Source organism: Staphylococcus durrellii, assembly GCF_015594545.1.
Lineage (GTDB): Bacteria > Bacillota > Bacilli > Staphylococcales > Staphylococcaceae > Staphylococcus > Staphylococcus durrellii.
In genome coordinates this window covers 919261-940206 of sequence record NZ_JADIIO010000001.1, presented here as the reverse complement: position 1 = coordinate 940206, position 20946 = coordinate 919261, and the positions used below count along the sequence as shown (strand labels likewise).

Sequence of the window (20946 nt, the reverse complement as noted above, 5' to 3'; positions counted from 1 at the left end):
ATAATGGCGGTCTCGACGGGAATCGAACCCGCGATCTCCTGCGTGACAGGCAGGCGTGTTAACCGCTACACTACGAGACCAAAATATGTAATTGCGGGAGGCGGATTTGAACCACCGACCTTCGGGTTATGAGCCCGACGAGCTACCGAACTGCTCCATCCCGCGATAATAATAAATAATTAATGGCGGAGGAAGAGGGATTCGAACCCCCGCGGGCCGTTAAGCCCCTGTCGGTTTTCAAGACCGATCCCTTCAGCCGGACTTGGGTATTCCTCCGTATTAATAAATAATTTTATTGAATTATAATGCTGAAAAAATAAATGGCGGAGGAAGAGGGATTCGAACCCCCGCGGGCCGTTAAGCCCCTGTCGGTTTTCAAGACCGATCCCTTCAGCCGGACTTGGGTATTCCTCCACAATTTAATGGACCTTGCAGGATTCGAACCTGCGACCGAACGGTTATGAGCCGTTAGCTCTGACCAACTGAGCTAAAGGTCCTAAATATAATTCATAATAAAATTTAGTGGCGGTGGAGGGGATCGAACCCCCGACCTCACGGGTATGAACCGTACGCTCTAGCCAGCTGAGCTACACCGCCGTTAAATATTTTCTTATATGGTGGAGACTAGCGGGATCGAACCGCTGACCTCCTGCGTGCAAAGCAGGCGCTCTCCCATCTGAGCTAAGCCCCCATATAGGTATTTTAATCGGGAAGACAGGATTCGAACCTACGACCCCTTGGTCCCAAACCAAGTGCTCTACCAAGCTGAGCTACTTCCCGTAAAATATATGAACGCGCCCGATAGGAGTCGAACCCATAACCTCTTGATCCGTAGTCAAACGCTCTATCCAGTTGAGCTACGGGCGCATATTTCACAAATGATGGTGCCGAGGACCGGAATCGAACCGGTACGGTAATTACTTACCGCAGGATTTTAAGTCCTGTGCGTCTGCCAGTTCCGCCACCCCGGCACAAAAGAAAAAATGGAGCAGAAGACGGGATTCGAACCCGCGACCCCGACCTTGGCAAGGTCGTATTCTACCGCTGAACTACTTCTGCATATGCGGGTGAAGGGAGTCGAACCCCCACGCCGTAAGGCGCTAGATCCTAAGTCTAGTGCGTCTGCCAATTCCGCCACACCCGCATGTAATGGTGAGCCATAGAGGATTCGAACCTCTGACCCTCTGATTAAAAGTCAGATGCTCTACCAACTGAGCTAATGGCTCATACATGGTGCCGGCCAGAGGACTTGAACCCCCAACCTACTGATTACAAGTCAGTTGCTCTACCAGTTGAGCTAGGCCGGCTAATATGTATAAAAGTAATATGGTGGAGAATGACGGGTTCGAACCGCCGACCCTCTGCTTGTAAGGCAGATGCTCTCCCAGCTGAGCTAATTCTCCGTTATATATTGCCTGGCAACGTCCTACTCTAGCGGGATGTAAATCCGACTACCATCGGCGCTAAGGAGCTTAACTTCTGTGTTCGGCATGGGAACAGGTGTGACCTCCTTGCCATTGTCACCAGACAATGATGTATAACATTTATACATTCAAAACTAGATAGTAAGTAAATATAAATCAACCAATCAAAACATTTAAAAATTGATTAAGTCTTCGATCGATTAGTATTCGTCAGCTCCACATGTCGCCATGCTTCCACCTCGAACCTATTAACCTCATCATCTTTGAGGGATCTTATAACCGAAGTTGGGAAATCTCATCTTGAGGGGGGCTTCATGCTTAGATGCTTTCAGCACTTATCCCGTCCATACATAGCTACCCAGCGATGCCGTTGGCACGACAACTGGTACACCAGAGGTATGTCCATCCCGGTCCTCTCGTACTAAGGACAGCTCCTCTCAAATTTCCTACGCCCACGACGGATAGGGACCGAACTGTCTCACGACGTTCTGAACCCAGCTCGCGTACCGCTTTAATGGGCGAACAGCCCAACCCTTGGGACCGACTACAGCCCCAGGATGCGATGAGCCGACATCGAGGTGCCAAACCTCCCCGTCGATGTGAACTCTTGGGGGAGATAAGCCTGTTATCCCCGGGGTAGCTTTTATCCGTTGAGCGATGGCCCTTCCATGCGGAACCACCGGATCACTAAGTCCGTCTTTCGACCCTGCTCGACTTGTAAGTCTCGCAGTCAAGCTCCCTTATGCCTTTACACTCTGTGAATGATTTCCAACCATTCTGAGGGAACCTTTGAGCGCCTCCGTTACTCTTTAGGAGGCGACCGCCCCAGTCAAACTGCCCATCTGACACTGTCTCCCACCATGCTAAATGGTGCGGGTTAGAAATCCAACACAGCGAGGGTAGTATCCCACCAACGCCTCCACGTAAACTAGCGTTCACGTTTCTAAGGCTCCTACCTATCCTGTACAAACTGTGCCGAATTTCAATATCAGACTGCAGTAAAGCTCCACGGGGTCTTTCCGTCCTGTCGCGGGTAACCTGCATCTTCACAGGTACTATGATTTCACCGAGTCTCTCGTTGAGACAGTGCCCAAATCGTTACGCCTTTCGTGCGGGTCGGAACTTACCCGACAAGGAATTTCGCTACCTTAGGACCGTTATAGTTACGGCCGCCGTTTACTGGGGCTTCGATTCGTAGCTTCGCAGAAGCTAACCACTCCTCTTAACCTTCCAGCACCGGGCAGGCGTCAGCCCCTATACATCACCTTACGGTTTAGCAGAGACCTGTGTTTTTGATAAACAGTCGCTTGGGCCTATTCACTGCGGCTCTCCCGGGCGTTAACCCTAGAGAGCACCCCTTCTCCCGAAGTTACGGGGTCATTTTGCCGAGTTCCTTAACGAGAGTTCGCTCGCTCACCTTAGAATTCTCATCTTGACTACCTGTGTCGGTTTGCGGTACGGGCACCTAATATTCTAGCTAGAGGCTTTTCTTGGCAGTGTGAAATCAACGACTCGAGGAAACAATTTCCTCTCCCCATCACAGCTTGACCTTATGAGTGCCGGATTTGCCTAACACTCAGTCTTACTGCTTGGACGTGCACTCCAACAGCACGCTTCGCCTATCCTACTGCGTCCCCCCATCGCTTAAAACGAATTTAGGTGGTACAGGAATATCAACCTGTTATCCATCGCCTACGCCTATCGGCCTCAGCTTAGGTCCCGACTAACCCAGAGCGGACGAGCCTTCCTCTGGAAACCTTAGTCAATCGGTGGACGGGATTCTCACCCGTCTTTCGCTACTCACACCGGCATTCTCACTTCTAAGCGCTCCACATGTCCTTGCGATCATGCTTCAACGCCCTTAGAACGCTCTCCTACCATTGTCCTACGGACAATCCACAGCTTCGGTAATATGTTTAGCCCCGGTACATTTTCGGCGCAGTGTCACTCGACTAGTGAGCTATTACGCACTCTTTAAATGATGGCTGCTTCTAAGCCAACATCCTAGTTGTCTGGGCAACGCCACATCCTTTTCCACTTAACATATATTTTGGGACCTTAGCTGGTGGTCTGGGCTGTTTCCCTTTCGAACACGGACCTTATCACCCATGTTCTGACTCCCAAGTTAAATTGATTGGCATTCGGAGTTTGTCTGAATTCGGTAACCCGATAAGGGCCCCTCGTCCAAACAGTGCTCTACCTCCAATAATCATCACTTGAGGCTAGCCCTAAAGCTATTTCGGAGAGAACCAGCTATCTCCAGGTTCGATTGGAATTTCTCCGCTACCCACAACTCATCCGCTCACTTTTCAACGTAAGTCGGTTCGGTCCTCCATTCAGTGTTACCTGAACTTCAACCTGGTCATGGGTAGATCACCTGGTTTCGGGTCTACGACCAAATACTCAACGCCCTATTCAGACTCGCTTTCGCTACGGCTCCACATTTCCTGCTTAACCTTGCATCAAATCGTAACTCGCCGGTTCATTCTACAAAAGGCACGCCATCACCCATTAACGGGCTCTGACTACTTGTAAGCACACGGTTTCAAGTTCTCTTTCACTCCCCTTCCGGGGTACTTTTCACCTTTCCCTCACGGTACTGGTTCACTATCGGTCACTAGAGAGTATTTAGCCTTGGGAGATGGTCCTCCCAGATTCCGACGGAATTTCACGTGCTCCGTCGTACTCAGGATCCACTCAAGAGTGTTATCGTTTTCGACTACAGGATTATTACCTTCTTTGATGCATCTTTCCAGATGCTTCGTCTAACAATAACTTTTGTAACTCCGTATAGAGTGTCCTACAACCCCAACAAGCAAGCTTGTTGGTTTGGGCTGTTCCCGTTTCGCTCGCCGCTACTCAGGGAATCGATTTTTCTTTCTCTTCCTCCGGGTACTAAGATGTTTCAGTTCTCCGGGTATGCCTTCAAACATGCTATGTATTCACATGTTGATTACACGACATGACTCGTGTAGGGTTTCCCCATTCGGAAATCTCTGGATCAACGCTTACTTACAGCTCCCCAAAGCATATCGTCGTTAGTAACGTCCTTCTTCGGCTTCTAGTGCCAAGGCATCCACCGTGCGCCCTTAATAACTTAATCTTTTTGGTTTTAAGTCAAACGCAACGTTTAACTCAAAACCCAAAATGTTATTAATCTGTGAGTGTTCTTTCGAACACTAGCGATTATTTTAGTTTGAATTCAAGCTTTTAAAAACTCTAATTCACTCGGTTTTGCTTGGTAAAATCTATTTTTACTTACTTATCTAGTTTTCAATGTACAATTTAATAAATGGTGGAGACTAGCGGGATCGAACCGCTGACCTCCTGCGTGCAAAGCAGGCGCTCTCCCATCTGAGCTAAGCCCCCAAATATTATGTGTTATTACTATAATGGTGGGCCTAAGTGGACTCGAACCACCGACCTCACGCTTATCAGGCGTGCGCTCTAACCAGCTGAGCTATAGGCCCATTTTCGTGTTGAAAACTCTATGAGCATTCAAAACTGAATACAATATGTCTACGTCATCCCTCTCATCTTCGTAGAAGATGTTCCGAATATATCCTTAGAAAGGAGGTGATCCAGCCGCACCTTCCGATACGGCTACCTTGTTACGACTTCACCCCAATCATTTGTCCCACCTTCGACGGCTAGCTCCATAATGGTTACTCCACCGGCTTCGGGTGTTACAAACTCTCGTGGTGTGACGGGCGGTGTGTACAAGACCCGGGAACGTATTCACCGTAGCATGCTGATCTACGATTACTAGCGATTCCAGCTTCATGTAGTCGAGTTGCAGACTACAATCCGAACTGAGAACAACTTTATGGGATTTGCATGACCTCGCGGTTTAGCTGCCCTTTGTATTGTCCATTGTAGCACGTGTGTAGCCCAAATCATAAGGGGCATGATGATTTGACGTCATCCCCACCTTCCTCCGGTTTGTCACCGGCAGTCAACTTAGAGTGCCCAACTTAATGATGGCAACTAAGCTTAAGGGTTGCGCTCGTTGCGGGACTTAACCCAACATCTCACGACACGAGCTGACGACAACCATGCACCACCTGTCACTTTGTCCCCCGAAGGGGAAAACTCTGTCTCCAGAGTGGTCAAAGGATGTCAAGATTTGGTAAGGTTCTTCGCGTTGCTTCGAATTAAACCACATGCTCCACCGCTTGTGCGGGTCCCCGTCAATTCCTTTGAGTTTCAACCTTGCGGTCGTACTCCCCAGGCGGAGTGCTTAATGCGTTAGCTGCAGCACTAAGGGGCGGAAACCCCCTAACACTTAGCACTCATCGTTTACGGCGTGGACTACCAGGGTATCTAATCCTGTTTGATCCCCACGCTTTCGCACATCAGCGTCAGTTACAGACCAGAAAGTCGCCTTCGCCACTGGTGTTCCTCCATATCTCTGCGCATTTCACCGCTACACATGGAATTCCACTTTCCTCTTCTGCACTCAAGTCTCCCAGTTTCCAATGACCCTCCACGGTTGAGCCGTGGGCTTTCACATCAGACTTAAGAAACCGCCTACGCGCGCTTTACGCCCAATAATTCCGGATAACGCTTGCCACCTACGTATTACCGCGGCTGCTGGCACGTAGTTAGCCGTGGCTTTCTGATTAGGTACCGTCAAGATGCGCACAGTTACTTACGCACATGTTCTTCCCTAATAACAGAGCTTTACGATCCGAAGACCTTCATCACTCACGCGGCGTTGCTCCGTCAGGCTTTCGCCCATTGCGGAAGATTCCCTACTGCTGCCTCCCGTAGGAGTCTGGACCGTGTCTCAGTTCCAGTGTGGCCGATCACCCTCTCAGGTCGGCTACGTATCGTTGCCTTGGTAAGCCGTTACCTTACCAACTAGCTAATACGGCGCGGGTCCATCTATAAGTGATAGCAAAACCATCTTTCACTGTAGAACCATGCGGTTCTACATGTTATCCGGCATTAGCTTCGGTTTCCCGAAGTTATTCCAGTCTTATAGGTAGGTTACCCACGTGTTACTCACCCGTCCGCCGCTAACGTCAAAGGAGCAAGCTCCTTATCTGTTCGCTCGACTTGCATGTATTAGGCACGCCGCCAGCGTTCATCCTGAGCCAGGATCAAACTCTCCATAAAAAATTATGATGTTTGATTAGCTCATAAAATACTAATTTGTGTGTTATCTCTAACACGTTTAAACCAACGATTATATCGTTGCGTTTGGAATTAACGTTGACATATTGCAATTCAGTTTTCAATGTTCATTTGTTGTGTTACAAGAAACGATTGTAACACTATTTTTTTATTGAGTCAATAATAAAATTATAAAATAATTTAAGTAATTTTATTCTGTCGTTAACTCAACATTTACAATTCTATATTGAATTCGTCTGTTACACAAGTACCAAATTTACACTAACAATCATTTTCTTTTTTTAAAATTCAAATCATTAAGCTGTACTTGTTTCGACGACTTTTATATAGTACCAATTTTACAAATCCTCGTCAATAAAAATGAAGAATAAATTTAGTTTATATTTACTTAATCAATAACCTATTGTAGTTAAAATGTAGTATCATATATTTTTGTGTAATAATATTATCTGTTTTCGGGGCTATATTGACTTATATCAAAAAAAAGAGAGGAATACATCCTCCCTCTCAAACTTATTATTAATAACCTTTATCTTGGCAATCTTTACAAACACCATAAATTTCCATGCGGTGATGTGATACATTAAATTCAGTTACGTGTTGAGCAAGTTGTTCAACTTCATCCAATTGAGGATAATGAAAATCGACAATTTTTCCGCAGTTTTCACAAATCACATGATAATGATTGTGTGTATTAAAATCGAATCTACTTGATGAATCCCCATAAGTTAATTCTTTTACAATACCTTTATCTTTAAAAACACGTAAATTATTATAAATTGTAGCAACACTTATATTAGGAAAATCTGGTGACAGTGCTTGATATATTTCATCAGCCGTTGGATGTGACTCTGCTGCAATCAAGAATTTTAAAATTGCTTGTCGTTGTGGTGTTATTCTTATGCCAGCTGTTCTTAATGAAGCAATTGAATCTTCTAATTGATGTTCAATGCTTTCCATTTCTGCACTCATTTTCCTCACCATCTTTCTATATAATAATTATTATTACTTAATACTAATATAACTGTTATAAGAGTAAAATGTCAATATTATTAGACTAATAAAGGTTAATATCCTTTGCTGATGTCTACTTCATTCTCAATTGTACCATCTTTATTGAGAAAAGATTTTAAATTATCTATAAATATATCTGTCACTTCATCACTATATTCAGTATTATTACCAGATATATGAGCCGTGATAGAAATGTTATCTATATCATAGAACTTACTATCTTGAGATAATGGTTCATTTTCAAAAACATCTAAATAAGCGTGTCTGATTATTTTATTCTGTAAGACTTCTATTATTACTTCATTTTTCACTACTGATCCACGTCCAACATTTATAAATAATGCCGTATCTTTCATCAATTCAAAATGTCTTTTTGACAATAGATGTGTCGTTTTTGTTGTTTGTGGCAAAGTATTAATAACTATATCCGCGTACCCAATCACTTGTTCAACTTCTTCCATATTATAAGTCTCATCGAAGTTATCGACTTGCTTGCCAGTTGTATTAACACCTATTATTCTTACGCCAAATGCTTTTGCTAACTGGGCAGTTCGCTGTGCAATGCTACCTGTTCCTAGGAACATAATACTTTGTCCTTTTAAGTTCTTGCCAGTAAGTCTACTATTATAATGTCTATTGATTTGGTTTTTAAATGAAGTACGCATGTTTTTATAATCTGCTAAAATATATCCAATGATAAACTCTGACATTTGTACTTCATGAGCACCTTTATTATTAGTTAAAATAATATTTCTACGTTGCAAATAATCCAATGGTAATTTTTCTACACCCGTGGCATACCAAGCTATCCATTTTAAATTAGGACATTCTTCTAAAAAGTCTTCTGTCAATTTACCTACTCCAAATAATATGTCTAAGTCTTTTTTATCTTGGTCAGCTATCTCATCTACCCCACTTGTAAAAACAAATTCAATATTAGGTAATCTTTCTTTTAATTTTTCTTCTTTTTCACCTAACCTTATTAAGCTTACTGCTTTCACTTATCTCACCCCAGTATGCTTTTTAATTCTTCCATTTGAGTTTTAACTTTAACCTTTCTGATGACATCTATAATTTCCCCATTTTCATCTATGATAAATGTTGTTCTGACTATCCCCATAGATTCTTTGCCAAACGATTTTTTTAACTGATATACACCGGTTGCTTTTGATAGCTTATATGCTTCATCTACTAATAAGTCAAAATTCAAATTATGTTTCGACTTAAAATTTAAGTGTTTCTTTTTAGAATCTCCACTTATACCATACACCTGTACATCTATATTATTAAATTCTTCTATATTATCTCTAAAGTCACAGGCTTCTGTCGTACAAGTTGGCGTATTATCACGCGGGTAAAAATATAAAATTGCCTTTTTACCAGCTAAATCCTTCTTTGAAATTGTAGTTCCATCTTGGTTTTCTAATTCAAATTCTGGAAATTGTTGTCCTTTTTGTAACATCTTCTCACCTATTTCTTTTAATAGTTAATTTTATGATACGATAATAGTTGAAAATATTAAATTAAAAGAGGTTGATATACATGAAATTCACAGAAAGCGAAAGACTTCAAAAATTCTCTGATGAATATATCTTAGGTGGTGTAAATTCACCTTCGCGTTCTTATAAAGCAGTCGGTGGTGGTGCACCCGTTATGATGAAGGAAGGTAAAGGTGCTTATCTTTTTGATGAGGATGGCAATAAATATATAGATTACCTTCAGGCTTATGGTCCAATAATTACTGGCCAAGCGCATCCACACATAACTAAAGCAATTCAAGAACAAGCAGCTAAAGGTGTACTGTATGGCACGCCTACACGTTTAGAAATTGACTTCGCTAAAAAATTGAGAGATGCTATTCCTTCATTAGAAAAAATTAGATTTGTAAACTCTGGTACGGAAGCTGTAATGACGACGATTCGTGTTGCACGTGCCTACACTAATAGAAATAAAATCATTAAATTTTCTGGTCAATATCATGGCCACTCTGATTTAGTACTTGTTGCAGCAGGAAGTGGCCCTTCTCAATTAGGCTCCCCCGATTCAGCAGGAGTACCAGAAAGTGTCGCTCGTGAAGTTATTACAGTACCTTATAATGACTTAGCTGCATATAAAGAAGCAATTGATTATTGGGGAGACGAAATAGCATGTGTATTAGTCGAGCCAATCGTCGGTAACTTTGGCATGGTAGAACCTCAGCCAGGTTTTTTAGAAGGCGTAAATAAAGTTTCTCATGATAATGGTACATTAGTAATATATGACGAGGTAATCACAGCCTTTCGTTTCCATTATGGCGCCGCGCAAGATTTATATAAAGTTTATCCAGACCTTACAGCATTTGGAAAAATTGTAGGTGGTGGCTTACCTATTGGTGGTTATGGCGGCAGACAAGATATTATGGAACATGTTGCACCTTTAGGTCCAGCATACCAAGCAGGTACAATGGCAGGTAATCCACTCTCAATGAAAGCCGGTATAGCATTATTAGAAGTTTTAGAACAGGATGGCGTTTACGAGCGTTTAGATAATTTAGGTAAACGATTAGAAGAAGGGTTATTAGCTCTAATCGAAAAGCATAAGATAAAAGCTACAATTAATAGAGTATACGGGTCACTTACTTTGTATTTCACTGATGAAAAAGTTACGCATTATGATCAAGCTGAAAATTCAGACGGAGACGCTTTCGCTAAGTTCTTTAAACTTATGTTACATCAAGGCATTAACTTAGCCCCTTCTAAGTATGAAGCATGGTTCTTAACAACAGAACATACAGAAAAAGATATTGACGCAACTTTACAGGCTGCCGATTATGCATTTAGTCAAATGAAATAAACTTGAATTTTATCGCTAATCATTGTATAACAAATATAATACATTAATTAAATATAATCCCGAAGGAGCGGTATTTTTGAAGTTAGGAGCTCGCGTTATAAAAACAGGTATAGCAGTTATACTTGCTTTGGCCATCGCTTCTTTTTTACCTAAAGAAGCAGGATTAAAATCCATTGCCGCTGTTAGTGCTGTTGTTGCCATGCAACCCAGTGTATACAGATCTATAAAGACAATTGCTGACCGAGCTAATGGGAATATAATCGGTGCTGTTTTGGCAGTACTGATGGTTACTGCTTTTGGTGACCATTTTGTCATTATGGGTGTTACTGTTGTACTATTAATTGCTATATTGTTCAGATTCAATCTAGCCCATGTTGCCACTTTAGCTAGTGTGACTGCACTAATAATTATGGGACAGCATACTGGTAACTTTTACGTATCTGCACTCTTTAGATTTATACTAGTTATGATTGGGGTACTTAGTTCCTCAATTGTAAACTTAATATTTCTGCCGCCAAAATTCGAGTCAAAGTTATATTACAACGCGTTAAACATTTCGACCGATATTTTTGTTTGGTTTAAATTAGTATTAAATGACACTTCAGAATATCACCAAATAAAAGAAGATAGAGGCTTAATAAGCAAACGTGTATTAAAACTCGAACAGATTTTTGAGTATTATGAAGAGGAACGGCCTTTCACAAAAAAACAACTTTATGCTCAAAATCGTAAAAAGATTCTTTTCAGAGAGATCGTACTCGTAACTCGTCAAGCATATTCAGTTTTAAAACGGATGAATCGTTATCAACATGACTTACACAGTTTAAATAATGAATTACTATTACAAATTAAATTAGATATTGATTCATTAACGGCATTTCACGAACAAATATTTGTTAGTTTATCTAAAAAAGCAAAATATGATGTAGATTTTGAAGATACTTCAGTAGAAAATCCTCAAAAGAAAGATTTAATGGATGCCTTTCAAAAACAATTAATTCAAAATCCTTATCAAACAGAATATTCGTACTCAAACATCATGCAAATAATCTCAGCCATAGAAGAATACCGTTACACACTAAGACATTTAGATAGATTGCGTATTAGTTTTTTCTCTTATCATCAAGACGACAATAAAATTGAATTATTGGAAGAAGATTTTGACTTATAAAAAAAGACTTCGATTTATTTCAAATCGAAGTCTTTTTTCTATAAATCTTGAATTTTATAAAGATGTTCATATGCGCCACGTTTGGCGATTAATTCTTTATGCGTTCCAGTCTCTACAATTTCTCCATTTTGCATTACAACAATTTTGTCGGCATGTGTAATAGTAGAAAGTCTATGTGCAACAATTAATGTTGTTCTATTTTCACTCAATACATTTAATGCATCTTGAATAATTGATTCACTTTCTAAATCGAGTGCACTAGTTGCCTCATCTAAGATAATAATAGGCGGATTGTTGAGGAATATACGAGCGATTGACACACGTTGTTTTTGTCCACCTGAAAGTTTAACCCCTCGCTCTCCAACTTCGGTATCGTACCCTTCAGATAAATTCATAATAAAGTCGTGTGCATTAGCCATTTTAGCCGCTTCAATCACTTCATCATCCGTTGCATTAGGTCTACCTAGTAATATATTTTCTTTAATAGTATCTGAGAATAATATATTATCTTGTTGAACCAGCCCTATTTGATTTCTTAGGCTTCCAGTAAGGTGATATTTTATATTAGTTCCATCAATCTCGATTGAACCTTCAGTTGCATCATAAAAACGTGGTATCAAGTTAATAAGTGTGGATTTACCTCCCCCACTCATTCCTACAAAGGCAACAGTTTGCCCTTTGTGAATATCTAAATTTATATCCTTCAATACTTTTTCTTCATCAGAGTTATACTTAAAACTCACTTGATTTAAACTAATATTACCTTGTTTAATTTCAATAGGCTGCGCACCTTTTTTATTTTTAATATCATAGTCTTCATCCATTAATTGGAACACACGGTCCATCGATGCAAAACTTTGAGTTAAAGTTGTGAATGAAGAAACTAATCTTCTTAATGGACCGAATAATTGTTCTAAATATCCCACAAACGCCGCAAGCGTACCAACAGTTATAGAACCAGTAATTGCTAAATAAGCACCTACACCTATAACTATAAGAGGTCCAATATCAGTCACAGTGTTAATTGCTGCAAATGAATTAGCATTCCATCTAGTATGTTTAAACGCTCTATTTAAAAAGTGTTTATTTCGTTGATCAAAATTTTTCGCTTCATTGTCTTCAATAGCGAAACTTTTAATAACAGACATTCCTTGAACACGTTCATGTAAAAACCCTTGTACTTCTGCTAATGCTTGAGATCTTTTACGCGTTAACTTTCTCAAACGACCAAAGAAGAAATATACTGTTAATATATAGAAAGGAAATATAACTACTGCAGCTAGTGTCAATTTAAAGTCTAATACGAACATAATTGATAAAGCGATAATGATTGTTACACAATCCAACCAAATGTTCATTAAACCGGTTAAAATAAAATCTTTAGTTTGTTCGACATCATTAATAACCCTCGAAATAACTTGCCCTACTTGATTATTCGCATAAAAACGCGCACTTAAAGCCTGTAAGTGATTGTATAGTTGCCTTCTAATATCATATAATATTTTGTTACTCGTCCATTGCGCTAAATACTGTCTTAAATATTCGATTGGTGGTCTAACAACAACAAATATAAATATCGCTATACCCATTGCGACGCCTAACCGCATAAACTTCTCATCATTCGTGATTGCTGAGTTATTAATAACATAGTCAATCACATATTTAATAAGTAACGGTATCAACATTGGTATACCGAATTTAAGAATACCTATTAATATAGTAGCAATGATTCGCCATTTATATGGTTTCACAAATGTCAAGTATCTGCGAATCATATAACATTCTCCCCCTTTATAATTACATAACAAATGAAAAAGCCTGAGTTGAAAACTCAACTAGGCTGATTCTAAATTTATAGAGCTATAAGTTTAGCTAGTGTAAATTTTAAATAACAAAAAGATTATATCAAACTTTGTTTTGTAAAATTTATAAACCCATAACACACTATAAAGGATATTAAGAATTTAAACATTAATTATGCTTAATAATTTCTAACTTTCTTATATCGTTCACGCCAAACTTTTATAAAATCAGGAGCAAACGGTCCTTTCTTTTGCTCAATCCACTGTTGCAAGATATCAACATTGCGACGCAAAATTTTATCAATATCTGACGAGTAGTTCATTTGATTCATATGTTGCTCATATTCATCTTCATCTAACAAATGATATTTGCCGTTAGGATAAACTTTTATATCCAAGTCATAATCGATATACTTTAACGCCTCTTCGTCGCATACAAAAGGTGAAGATAGATTACAATAATAATAAACGCCATCTTCTCTAAACATACAAATTACGTTAAACCAAAATTCTGAATGAAAATAGACAATTGCTGGTTCACGAGTAATCCAAGTACGACCATCACTTTCTGTTACTAAAGTATGGTCATTGCCACCAATTATCACATGATCCGTACCTTTTAATATAGTAGTTTCAGACCAAACACGATGTATATTACCGTCATGTTTATAACTTTGAATTTTTATTGTCTGACCTTCTTTAGGTATGGACTCTTTAACCATGCTCCACACCACCTTATCTTAATTTCACATTTTTGATTATAACATAACTGCTCACGGAACTCCGAATTTATCAATGTCCTTTTAAAAATTTATAAATCTTACTCATACTCACAGGAAAATTATATTGTTCTTTATCTTCAAATTTCATCCAATGCATACGTTCAGGCAAATTGACTTGTTGTTTATCAACTGTTGCTTCAGCCATAAATACTTCAATATCCCATTGTAAATGCGTAAACTGATGCTTTAATTTATAACTAGGTTTTGTTAAAAATGGAATATTCATACCCAATTCACTATTAACGTTAAATTGACTTGTAGCTTCATACATAGGAAATTCCCACATATTGTTCAATAGCTTTGCAGTACGTTGTTCTATAAGGTATTCACCTTGTTTATTTTTAACGATATAGACATGCTGTTTCACTGTTTTCTTTGAAACTTTAGTAGTTTTTACAGGTAACTCACTAACTGTACCTTTTTCAAATGCTTCACAATTATCCTGTACTGGGCAAAATAAGCATAGAGGAGATTTAGGCGTGCATACCATAGCTCCAAGTTCCATCATAGCCTGATTAAAGTCACCAGATCGTGCTTCAACATATGGTTGCAACTCTTGTTCAAATGCTTTCCGGGTTGACTGTAATTTAGTGTCTCTATCATCATTGTTCAATCTAGACCATACTCTAAAGACGTTCCCATCAACAGTTGCCAAAGGTTTATTAAATGCAATACTCATAACCGCGGCTTGCGTGTATGGACCAACACCTTTTAGTTTTCCGAACTGATCAGGATCATTAGGTACTTTACTATTATGATTTTGATAAACATCTTTTATAGCAGTATGGAAATTACGCGCCCTACTATAATATCCAAGCCCTTCCCATAGTTTGAGCACTTCATCTTCTTTCGCATCATTCAATGATTCAATCGTTGGAAAACGTTTAATAAATCTTAAATAGTAATCTATTACTGTTGCCACTTGTGTTTGTTGCAACATAATTTCACTAAGCCATATATAATATGGATTTTTAGTTTCCCTCCAAGGCATTTCACGTTGTTCAGCATCAAACCAACGTAATAAGTTATCTTTAAAAATTTTTTTATTGTACATTCATACACAACGCTTTCTATATTCTAATCGTTAGATTTTGGATTAATTTAAAAATCTGTTATTTTTAATAGTGGTAAACATTAATAATAGTATATAATAAAAATAAATAAGACACGAAATGAGTGACTTTTATGGATACAGGAACACATATCGTTATGGGGATTGGTTTAACTGCTCTTGCAACTCAAGATCCCGCAATGTCAGTATCTTTTGTTGCTACTGCTTCTACATTAATTGTAGGTTCATTAATACCAGATAGTGATACTGTTTTTAAATTAAAAGATAATGCCACTTATATATCAAATCATAGAGGTATAACTCATTCAATACCTTTTACAATATTGTGGCCATTATTAATAACATTAATAGTATTTACTTTCTTCAAACATCTAGATGCAACACATATTTGGATGTGGGCACAACTAGCCGTATTTTTACATGTCTTCGTTGATATTTTTAATTCTTATGGTACACAGGCTTTACGTCCTATTACAAATAAGTGGATACAACTCAGTGTTATAAACACCTTTGACCCAATCATATTTGTTCTATGGTGTATAGGTATCGCTTTATGGATTTTTGGTCTACACCCTTATATAGCTTTCTTTCCAATCTTCGTTATATTATTTATTTATTATATCGTAAGATTTCAAATGCAAAAAATCATCAAAGAAACAGCATTAAGACAAATTAAACAATCTCATAAGCCAGTAAAAATTTTCGTAGCGCCTACTATTAAATTTATGGAGTGGCGTGTTGCGATACAAACTGAAAACCATGACTACGTAGGTAGAAGTTATGGCAGAAACGTTGTGTTTAGTGATAAATCCGAGCATCATTCATTACCTAGCGATGAATTAATGCATTATGTTAAAAATGATAAAAACATCAAAACATTTTTAAACTTCTCTTCAATTTATCGATGGACTGCACAAAAACTAGACGATGGTTCAACGGAAATCAGATTAATTGATCTTCGTTATTTAAAAAATGGTCATTATTCATTTGTAGCTATTGTACATTTAAACAGAGACATGATTATTGATCATTCTTATATCGGTTGGGTATTCAGTGAAGAAAAATTACAGAAAAAATTATTTGCGAAATAAGTACATCATTAAAAACCACTTTTGTCATGTGTAGACAAAAGTGGTTTTTAATGATTATTTCTGAATTATCTCTTTTTCATTTTTCTTCGTAACATCAATGTTTTTATCTGGTTGGTTAGTTACATTATATTTCGCATATATAATCTTCCTTTTAAAAGCAAAAATGATAACACCTATAATACCTAGTGTGCAGTAGAAATATAGATGATAAGGAATATTATTCAAGCTTAAGGCACCAAAAACTACTGATTGCGATGAACCTTGAACTACATAAAAGACCGGATTTAACATTAATATATTCGTGAAAACAGATGTTTCTGATGACGGTATATATATAATTGGTAATAATAAGAACATGACAATAGCTAACACTATGAAAACATTTATAATTTTCCAGTTTAATAGCGTCATAAGACCTAACAATTTGCCAATTAAAACCATTAATATACCTAACATAATTACATAATAGAGCACCGCAAAAATAGAACTTTCGATATTTACTGGTGTACTAAAAATATAAATAATTAATATAATAAACAAAGAAGCAGTATAACTTAAGGCAATGCAAACTGTATCTATTAACGCAGGTGTATTAAACATTTTGCCAGTATAGTAACTTACGCCGTAACGTTGATATATTACATATACGCCTGTAAATAAAAATCCATACGTAATTAATGATACAAGCCTGTAGTACCAACGTGCTTGAACTAAATCAGGCGTTTTATTTAAATGAAACATCAAAATCATAATAGCTAGCAAAATTAAACTGGTAATGATTGGAATAACTAACCATTTCCACAGCAATTTCAATTGTGCAAATGAATGTTGAAGTAATTTCGGAAAATTTTTAAACAAGTAAATTAAATTATCTATCATTCTTTACACCTACAATTCTAAATATATCCATTTATTATTTTTAAAATCACCCATATAGTAGCCATTTCCTGATTTAGCTATCCAAAAATTACCTTGTATATCAAATTCTTTTTTTAATTTCTCTTGATTTTTCATCGGATAAACAAAACCTGTTAATTTATTACTATCGTCAAAAATCATTGAAATGGGCTGAGATGTAATGGGTACCACGAATCGATTATCTTTTCCTGTTTCAGGTACTAATTGCTCTGTTACTTTATTATGATTTTTGTGCAAATTACTATTGAAGAATTCATAATAATTTATGTAATTATTCTGCATATATGGCGCTAATTTTTTACCACTGTGCTTTTCGAAAAGACCAGCAGAATCAAAATATCGCAAATTATTTTTAGCAGTTTTATAATCTTTACCATCTACCACAATGCGATAATTATTATTATTTTCTCCTGTAATCGTTACAAAGGAATATTGTTTTAAATTTACCGTTCCTTTATGGTGCAAGCCTTGTAATTGAATTTTATTACTTAGAGCAATACCATAAGCTAATTTATCTTCATAAGGTTTTTTTTGCTCATTTTGAATATTGGCTTGGTCGACATTTTGAGCAAACTGTAATTTACCTAAATCATTAAACATCAACAAGGCCATAATAATGGCGCCGAATATTAAAGTAATGAAAATTACCCAGAATCGCCCTATTATTGCTGGCGCTTTGGCATGATTATATCTTTCAATTCGCTTAAAATTATAAGTTAGCTCAGGTATTTTGGACCTGCTTTTTTTCCAATCAACATCAAAACTTTCTTGTTGTTGCTTTGTTTCAAGTGAATTTCTATCTTTCTCATGCTCTTTAAATAACGGTACAACTTGATTGATGGATCCTTCTTTTCTTAATTGCCCATGAGATATCCAAGCAATATAGTTACTTGCTTGTTCAATTTTACTAATATCATCATCTATCATTACAATAGTTTGGTTATTATTTATGTATTCATCTGCTAAATCTAACGCCTTAATAAAGAATTCTTCGTTCAAATACTGCAATATTTGATTATAAATTAAAATATTCTTTTTAGAGAATTGGGATAAAGTAAATAATAACTGTGCATATTCGGCATCCGATAAGTCCAAAATTTTTGTTTGTTCTTTTTCTTGTAATTGTGCCTGTTCGATAATTTTTGCAGTGGTTTTATCTGTAACTTTATGTTGAAATAGCGTAATACGATGTTTAACAAACTCACTAACAAGAAATTGTTGTAATGGCTTATCAGCAATATCTGCAAAAAATATGTCAGTTTTACTTGCACGTTTGCCTTTATCAGGTTTTACCTCGCCACTAAGTATCCTCCCCACTAGACCTTTGGATGAATTTGGCTCACCAATAATTCCTAATGCTTCACCTTGATAGATGTGAAGACTAATATTGTTCAGCTCTATATCATCTGCGCCATAATTATAGGGCAAATACCATTTTTTATTCTTTTTATTTCTATAGTAATGTGTTACGTTAAGTAACTTTAAAATAATTGTACTGCCCATACTATCTTCTTCCTTCTACAATTTTAATAATGCAACTGGCAAACCTTCTTCTGGTTGCGTACTATTCAAACGGAACCCCCAAGCAAAGATTCCTTTTAATCTTTCTACTTTAAAATAATCGTCTGTGCCATCAACGAGTTTATAAATTTTACCCATTTCAATCTTTGAGCGATCAATAATATAACTCTCAGCGACAATTACTTTACTTTGATACACATCATATTCATTTAAAATACCATTCATTTCAGCTTTTCTCATTTTCTCTTTATAAATTTGAATTTCATGACGTAATTCTTGTTCACTCATTTCACTCAATTTCTTCTGTTCCATCTGAAATTCCACTCTCTTCTAATTTGTTTTTAATTTTATCATAGTTATAGCCTTTTCTCATAAGTGCTTCGACGGTTTTCATAACCACAGTACGACCATCGTATTTACGTCGATTTTTATTATAAACTTTTTCTAAATCCGCTTGCAATAATTGATCTATTTCATCATCTGATTGTGAAAAGTCTAGCTGTTTCATTACTTCATTAATTGTGTCGAAAGTATATCCTTTTTGCAATAAAGACTGCTTTAATTTATCTTTTTGTTTAATAATCGGCCCTTTTTTCTGTCGTAATATTTTCTCTGCTGTTTTTATAATTTGCTCAATAGATTGCTGTTCCTCAAATTTTTGCGTAAACTTTTCAACAATATCTTGCTCAATACCAAGTTGAGATAATTTTTGTTTATAGACCTCAGGACCTTTATCTGTAGTTTGTAACAGCGTATTTTTTAAACTTTCCGCATAATCCTCATGATTAATAAGTTTTTCTTTATAACAGTAATCAATGACATCTGCAATAACTGCTTCTGTAAATTCATTATCTTGCAAATACTTTACGATTTCTTGTTTTGTTCTCTTACGATATGAAATATATTGAATAGTTTTATTTAACGCTTGTCTATACTGCTCATACTTTTGAATTTGTTCCATATCAGACGGTTCTACTATTTGATCTTTTTTCAAATTAAAATGGACAAAAGTATCAATGTCGATACCCATTTCAAATTGTTCATCTAAATATAAATTAAACCGCTCTTTATTTTTCTTTTGAACTTCTATCCTAGTAATCTTTGGCATTGATTTTCACTCCACTATATTAGCATACCTTAAATTGTAGTGATTTAGAATAATTGTACTATAAAAGGTTTATTAACATAAGTACTTTGCTAACCATAAACATTAAAAATAAAAATTTTATTTTAGAATAAAAAGTGTCACTAAGAAAGATTAAAAAGCTTTCTTAGTGACACTTACTATTGTTGTATAATTTGATATATTTTATTAGACGCCAAGTTGTTGAATTGCTTCTTGATATTGATTGTTTGAAATGTAATCTTGCTGTTTCATTTTTTCCAGAGTGACCTTGACTCTATTTTTAAAATTATCCGACATATCATTAATATCATAAACGCTTGGAGCATTAATTTTGCTTGCTAACATCGCGCTTTGTAGCACTGTTATTCTAGGCAAGTTTTGGTTATTTACATTTGTAGTTGTACCGAAATAGTGATTAGCAGCACTTTCTACTGTGTACTCATTGTTGCCATAAAAAATATTGTTAACGTAAAAACTTAAAATTTGGTCTTTATCATATGTTTGTTCAACGCGATGTGCGATAAATAATTCTTTAAATTTTCTAGTAATACTTCTCTCATTATCAAAATAATGATTTTTAACTACTTGTTGTGTTATCGTACTTCCACCCTGAATACTCCTATCACTTAAGGTAGAAAATAAGGCTCTTGATGTGCCTTTAAAATCAAAACCTTTATGCTTATAAAATCTTTCGTCTTCTAATGCTATAAAAGCACCTTTAGTATAATTAGGCATGTCAGTGACTGATACGTAACTATCTTTATCTTTAATGGATTTTAAATCGTCTACATTAGAATTTAATGATAAAACATACATAACACCAATAAATATTCCAACAATAACAATTATCGTGGATGCTAATGTAAAAAATAAACTATTGCTCTTTTTTTTCTTTTTCTTTTTACTCACTGGTTCATAATAAGTGTTATGGTATGGCGTATTAGAAACTGGTCTTCTTGATCGCTTCATACTATTTTTATTCCGTTCGCTTCTTTTCATGCGCGGTCTCCTTTATTCATCTCACTCTATTATAAGTGAGTTTACCAATACTTTA

General features: G+C 36.9%; 14 protein-coding genes, 17 tRNA genes and 3 rRNA genes. 3 read left to right on the top strand and 31 right to left on the bottom strand.

Annotated features, from left to right (window positions below; translation table 11 throughout):
• Window positions 1–4 precede the first annotated feature (4 nt).
• From ISP02_RS04535 to bcp, 23 genes are all read right to left on the bottom strand, one after another.
• A tRNA-Asp gene (locus tag ISP02_RS04535) sits at window positions 5–80 on the bottom strand.
• Between the two features lie 11 nt (window positions 81–91).
• Window positions 92–165: transfer RNA gene (locus tag ISP02_RS04530), tRNA-Met, on the bottom strand.
• 18 nt (window positions 166–183) lie between these two features.
• Window positions 184–276: transfer RNA gene (locus tag ISP02_RS04525), tRNA-Ser, on the bottom strand.
• A gap of 45 nt (window positions 277–321) precedes the next feature.
• Window positions 322–414 (bottom strand) — tRNA-Ser (locus ISP02_RS04520).
• Between the two features lie 9 nt (window positions 415–423).
• Window positions 424–497: transfer RNA gene (locus ISP02_RS04515), tRNA-Ile, on the bottom strand.
• Window positions 498–523: 26 nt separating this feature from the next.
• A tRNA-Met gene (locus ISP02_RS04510) sits at window positions 524–597 on the bottom strand.
• Window positions 598–615: 18 nt separating this feature from the next.
• Window positions 616–691 (bottom strand) — tRNA-Ala (locus ISP02_RS04505).
• Window positions 692–706: 15 nt separating this feature from the next.
• Window positions 707–780 (bottom strand) — tRNA-Pro (locus ISP02_RS04500).
• A 13-nt stretch (window positions 781–793) separates the two neighbouring features.
• Window positions 794–867, bottom strand: a tRNA-Arg gene (locus tag ISP02_RS04495).
• Window positions 868–882: 15 nt separating this feature from the next.
• Window positions 883–971 (bottom strand) — tRNA-Leu (locus ISP02_RS04490).
• Between the two features lie 13 nt (window positions 972–984).
• A tRNA-Gly gene (locus tag ISP02_RS04485) sits at window positions 985–1059 on the bottom strand.
• 3 nt (window positions 1060–1062) lie between these two features.
• Window positions 1063–1144 (bottom strand) — tRNA-Leu (locus ISP02_RS04480).
• Between the two features lie 6 nt (window positions 1145–1150).
• Window positions 1151–1226: transfer RNA gene (locus tag ISP02_RS04475), tRNA-Lys, on the bottom strand.
• 5 nt (window positions 1227–1231) lie between these two features.
• Window positions 1232–1307 (bottom strand) — tRNA-Thr (locus ISP02_RS04470).
• Window positions 1308–1327: 20 nt separating this feature from the next.
• Window positions 1328–1403: transfer RNA gene (locus tag ISP02_RS04465), tRNA-Val, on the bottom strand.
• Window positions 1404–1413: 10 nt separating this feature from the next.
• A 5S ribosomal RNA gene (rrf, locus tag ISP02_RS04460) occupies window positions 1414–1528 on the bottom strand.
• A 76-nt stretch (window positions 1529–1604) separates the two neighbouring features.
• A 23S ribosomal RNA gene (locus ISP02_RS04455) occupies window positions 1605–4527 on the bottom strand.
• 190 nt (window positions 4528–4717) lie between these two features.
• A tRNA-Ala gene (locus ISP02_RS04450) sits at window positions 4718–4793 on the bottom strand.
• Between the two features lie 24 nt (window positions 4794–4817).
• A tRNA-Ile gene (locus tag ISP02_RS04445) sits at window positions 4818–4894 on the bottom strand.
• A gap of 99 nt (window positions 4895–4993) precedes the next feature.
• Window positions 4994–6545 (bottom strand): 16S ribosomal RNA (locus ISP02_RS04440).
• The 16S, 23S and 5S rRNA genes sit together here with 17 tRNA genes alongside, the layout of an rRNA operon.
• Before the next feature lie 537 nt (window positions 6546–7082).
• Window positions 7083–7535, bottom strand: coding sequence for a peroxide-responsive transcriptional repressor PerR (perR, locus tag ISP02_RS04435; protein ID WP_195720424.1), 453 nt, complete (start codon window positions 7533–7535; stop codon window positions 7083–7085).
• Window positions 7536–7630: 95 nt separating this feature from the next.
• A complete protein-coding gene (locus ISP02_RS04430) occupies window positions 7631–8578 on the bottom strand; it encodes a phosphoglycerate dehydrogenase (protein ID WP_195720423.1) in 948 nt (315 codons plus the stop codon).
• A gap of 5 nt (window positions 8579–8583) precedes the next feature.
• Entirely contained in the window at window positions 8584–9039 is a 456-nt protein-coding gene (gene bcp, locus ISP02_RS04425) for a thioredoxin-dependent thiol peroxidase (RefSeq protein WP_195720422.1), read from the bottom strand.
• Between the two features lie 80 nt (window positions 9040–9119).
• Between bcp and ISP02_RS04420 the strand changes: the two genes are divergently transcribed.
• Window positions 9120–10409 carry a glutamate-1-semialdehyde 2,1-aminomutase gene (locus ISP02_RS04420; RefSeq protein ID WP_195720421.1) on the top strand — a complete coding sequence of 430 codons (1290 nt, stop codon included), beginning with the start codon at window positions 9120–9122 and terminating at the stop codon, window positions 10407–10409.
• Between the two features lie 76 nt (window positions 10410–10485).
• Window positions 10486–11580, top strand: coding sequence for an FUSC family protein (locus ISP02_RS04415; protein WP_195720420.1), 1095 nt, complete (start codon window positions 10486–10488; stop codon window positions 11578–11580).
• Window positions 11581–11618: 38 nt separating this feature from the next.
• Here ISP02_RS04415 and ISP02_RS04410 read toward each other — a convergent pair whose 3' ends face one another.
• The 3 genes from ISP02_RS04410 to mutY form a co-directional block, all read right to left on the bottom strand.
• A complete protein-coding gene (locus tag ISP02_RS04410; RefSeq protein ID WP_195720419.1) occupies window positions 11619–13355 on the bottom strand; it encodes an ABC transporter ATP-binding protein in 1737 nt (578 codons plus the stop codon).
• Window positions 13356–13561: 206 nt separating this feature from the next.
• Window positions 13562–14104 (bottom strand): nucleoside tri-diphosphate phosphatase, encoded by a 543-nt coding sequence (gene ntdP, locus ISP02_RS04405; RefSeq protein ID WP_048793226.1) that lies wholly within the window; start codon window positions 14102–14104, stop codon window positions 13562–13564.
• A gap of 70 nt (window positions 14105–14174) precedes the next feature.
• A complete protein-coding gene (gene mutY / locus ISP02_RS04400; protein WP_195720418.1) occupies window positions 14175–15218 on the bottom strand; it encodes an A/G-specific adenine glycosylase in 1044 nt (347 codons plus the stop codon).
• Window positions 15219–15349: 131 nt separating this feature from the next.
• On the opposite strand from mutY, the gene ISP02_RS04395 reads away from it, so the two are divergent.
• Window positions 15350–16327, top strand: coding sequence for a metal-dependent hydrolase (locus ISP02_RS04395; protein WP_195720417.1), 978 nt, complete (start codon window positions 15350–15352; stop codon window positions 16325–16327).
• A gap of 54 nt (window positions 16328–16381) precedes the next feature.
• Here ISP02_RS04395 and ISP02_RS04390 read toward each other — a convergent pair whose 3' ends face one another.
• The 5 genes from ISP02_RS04390 to sgtB all read right to left on the bottom strand — a co-directional run bounded on the left by ISP02_RS04390 (window position 16382) and on the right by sgtB (window position 20891).
• Entirely contained in the window at window positions 16382–17206 is an 825-nt protein-coding gene (locus ISP02_RS04390) for a sugar ABC transporter permease (protein WP_195720416.1), read from the bottom strand.
• A 9-nt stretch (window positions 17207–17215) separates the two neighbouring features.
• Window positions 17216–18748, bottom strand: a complete 1533-nt coding sequence (locus ISP02_RS04385) for an ATP-binding cassette domain-containing protein (RefSeq protein ID WP_195720415.1) — start codon at window positions 18746–18748, stop codon at window positions 17216–17218.
• 15 nt (window positions 18749–18763) lie between these two features.
• Window positions 18764–19078 (bottom strand): YfhH family protein, encoded by a 315-nt coding sequence (locus tag ISP02_RS04380; RefSeq protein WP_195720414.1) that lies wholly within the window; start codon window positions 19076–19078, stop codon window positions 18764–18766.
• A complete protein-coding gene (gene recX / locus ISP02_RS04375) occupies window positions 19056–19874 on the bottom strand; it encodes a recombination regulator RecX (protein ID WP_195720413.1) in 819 nt (272 codons plus the stop codon). Before recX ends, ISP02_RS04380 begins: the two co-directional genes overlap by 23 nt.
• A gap of 204 nt (window positions 19875–20078) precedes the next feature.
• Window positions 20079–20891: a monofunctional peptidoglycan glycosyltransferase SgtB gene (gene sgtB / locus ISP02_RS04370; protein ID WP_195720412.1), complete on the bottom strand. Its 813-nt coding sequence runs from the start codon at window positions 20889–20891 to the stop codon at window positions 20079–20081.
• Window positions 20892–20946 lie beyond the last annotated feature (55 nt).

What these genes read in the sequence shown, in the direction of transcription:
- perR (WP_195720424.1), bottom strand. Translation starts at nt 7,535, where the DNA reads ATGAGTGCAGAAATGGAAAGCATTGAACATCAATTAGAAGATTCAATT.
- bcp (WP_195720422.1), bottom strand. Translation starts at nt 9,039, where the DNA reads ATGTTACAAAAAGGACAACAATTTCCAGAATTTGAATTAGAAAACCAA.
- ISP02_RS04420 (WP_195720421.1), top strand. Translation starts at nt 9,120, where the DNA reads ATGAAATTCACAGAAAGCGAAAGACTTCAAAAATTCTCTGATGAATAT.
- ISP02_RS04410 (WP_195720419.1), bottom strand. Translation starts at nt 13,355, where the DNA reads ATGATTCGCAGATACTTGACATTTGTGAAACCATATAAATGGCGAATC.
- ntdP (WP_048793226.1), bottom strand. Translation starts at nt 14,104, where the DNA reads ATGGTTAAAGAGTCCATACCTAAAGAAGGTCAGACAATAAAAATTCAA.
- mutY (WP_195720418.1), bottom strand. Translation starts at nt 15,218, where the DNA reads ATGTACAATAAAAAAATTTTTAAAGATAACTTATTACGTTGGTTTGAT.
- ISP02_RS04395 (WP_195720417.1), top strand. Translation starts at nt 15,350, where the DNA reads ATGGATACAGGAACACATATCGTTATGGGGATTGGTTTAACTGCTCTT.
- ISP02_RS04390 (WP_195720416.1), bottom strand. Translation starts at nt 17,206, where the DNA reads ATGATAGATAATTTAATTTACTTGTTTAAAAATTTTCCGAAATTACTT.
- ISP02_RS04385 (WP_195720415.1), bottom strand. Translation starts at nt 18,748, where the DNA reads ATGGGCAGTACAATTATTTTAAAGTTACTTAACGTAACACATTACTAT.
- ISP02_RS04380 (WP_195720414.1), bottom strand. Translation starts at nt 19,078, where the DNA reads ATGGAACAGAAGAAATTGAGTGAAATGAGTGAACAAGAATTACGTCAT.
- recX (WP_195720413.1), bottom strand. Translation starts at nt 19,874, where the DNA reads ATGCCAAAGATTACTAGGATAGAAGTTCAAAAGAAAAATAAAGAGCGG.
- sgtB (WP_195720412.1), bottom strand. Translation starts at nt 20,891, where the DNA reads ATGAAAAGAAGCGAACGGAATAAAAATAGTATGAAGCGATCAAGAAGA.